Annotated in this window: 1 protein-coding gene; it reads right to left on the reverse strand. The window is 67.8% G+C overall.

What is annotated here, in order from left to right; all coding sequences use genetic code 11:
* Window positions 1–2,183 (reverse strand): indolepyruvate ferredoxin oxidoreductase family protein (locus tag ACFE87_RS24785; protein ID WP_375462322.1); only part of this gene is annotated, 2,183 nt, incomplete at both ends.

Genomic DNA, 2,183 nt, shown 5'->3' on the forward strand with positions numbered 1-2,183 from the left:
CGCTTCAGGCGCTCGGCCGGCAGCGAGTAATCGGCGTTGCGGGCGAAATCGCCCGGCATCACCTCGGCCGTGTTCACGACGAGCGCGGTCCGGCCCGACGTGATCGCGCCCAGCACCTTCTTCGAGCCGGTGACGACGAGATCGCAGCCGAGGACGAGGTCGGCCTGTCCGGCCGTGACCCGGATCGAGGTGATGTCGTCCTGGTGGTTGGCGAGCCGGAGATGGCTCATCACGGCGCCGCCCTTCTGGGCGAGGCCGGCCATGTCGATCAGCCCGAGGCCCTTGCCCTCCAGATGCGCCGCCATGCCGAGAATGGCGCCGACCGTCACGACGCCCGTGCCGCCGACACCCGTCACGATGACGTTGAAGGTCTTGTCGATCGACGGGACGAGCGGCTCGGGAAGGGCGGCGGTTCCGGCCGCGACGGCCGTCGGCTCGGCCTTCTTCGGCTTGCCGCCATGCACGGTCACGAAGGAGGGGCAGAACCCCTTCACGCAGGAGAAGTCCTTGTTGCAGTTCGACTGGTCGATGACGCGCTTGCGGCCGAACTCGGTCTCGAGCGGCTGCACGGCGACGCAATTCGACTGGACGGAGCAATCGCCGCAGCCCTCGCAGACGAGGTCGTTGATGATGACGCGCTTGTCCGGATCCGGGAAGGCGCCGCGCTTGCGGCGGCGTCGCTTCTCCGAGGCGCAGGTCTGGTCGTAGATCAGGACCGAGGTGCCCGGCACCTCCGACAGCTCGCGCTGGACGGCGTCGAGGTCGTCGCGGTGGTGGATGGTGAGGCCGGCCGGCCAGCGCACGCCGGAAGGGTATTTATCGGGCTCGTCGGTCACGAGCCGGATCTGCTCGACGCCCTCGGCCGAGACCTGCCGGGCGATCATGTCGACGGTGAGCGAGCCCTCATGCGGCTGGCCGCCGGTCATCGCCACGGCATCATTGAACAGGATCTTGTAGGTGACGGTCGTCTTCGTGTGCGCCGCCCAGCGGAGCGCCAGCGACCCGGAATGGTTGTAGGTGCCGTCGCCGAGATTCTGGAAGACGTGGCCGCGCTTCGAGAAGGGCGATTCGCCGATCCAATTCGCGCCCTCGCCGCCCATCTGGGTGTAGCCCTCGGTCGAGCGGTCCATCCACTGCGCCATGAAATGGCAGCCGATGCCGGCATAGGCTCGCATCCCGTCCGGGACCTTGGTCGAGGAGTTATGCGGGCAGCCGGAGCAGAAGCCCGGCGTCCGGACCGCGACGTCGGAGGTCGCGGCGAGGATCGCCTGCGCCTCCTTGAGGCGGGCGAGGCGTCCGGCGAGGTCGTCGTTGGTGTGGTAGCGAAGCAGCCGCTCGCCGATCGCGATCGCGATCTCGTTCGTGTCGAGCGCGCCCTTCACCGGGAAGAGCCAGGCGCCCTGCTCGTTCTTCTTGCCGATGACGACCGGCTGGTTCGCCGTGCCGTAGAGCTCCTCGCGGACCTGGACCTCGATCAGCGAGCGCTTCTCCTCGACCACGAGGACGAGGTCGAGCCCGCGCGCGAAATCGACGAGCTCGCTCTGCGACAGCGGCCAGGGGCAGGCGACCTTGTAGAGGCGGAGCCCCATGTCGCTCGCCTTGACCTCGTCGAGGCCGAGTTCCTCCATCGCCTCGCGCACGTCGAGATACGACTTCCCGACCGTGATGATGCCGACCTTCGGGTTGCGGCCGCCGGACAGGACGATGTGATTGAGCTTGTTGGCCCGCACATAGGCGAGCATCGCGTCGCGCTTGAAATCGTGCAGCCGGGCTTCCTGCTCGAGGAAGGGGTCGCGGACGCGGATGTTTAGGCCGCCGGGCGGCATCACGAAATCGGTCGGGATCTCGATCTTCACCCGGTCGAGCCTGCCGTCGATCGAGGCAGTCGATTCGATGTTGTCCTTGACGCATTTGATCGCCGTCCAGGCGCCGCAGAAGCGGCTCAGCGCGAAGCCGTGCAGGCCGTAATCGATGATCTCCTGCACGCCCGCCGGGTTCAGGATCGGGCTCATCACGTCGACGAAGGCGAATTCGGACTGGTGCGCGACCGTCGAGGATTCGGCCGTGTGGTCGTCGCCCATCAGGGCGAGCACGCCGCCATATTGCGCGGTGCCGGCCTGGTTCGCGTGGCGGAAGACGTCGCCGGTCCGGTCGACGCCCGGGCCCTTGCCGTACCAGACGCC

It is taken from the genome of uncultured Enterovirga sp., from assembly GCF_964242715.1.
Taxonomy (GTDB): Bacteria; Pseudomonadota; Alphaproteobacteria; order Rhizobiales; family Beijerinckiaceae; genus Enterovirga.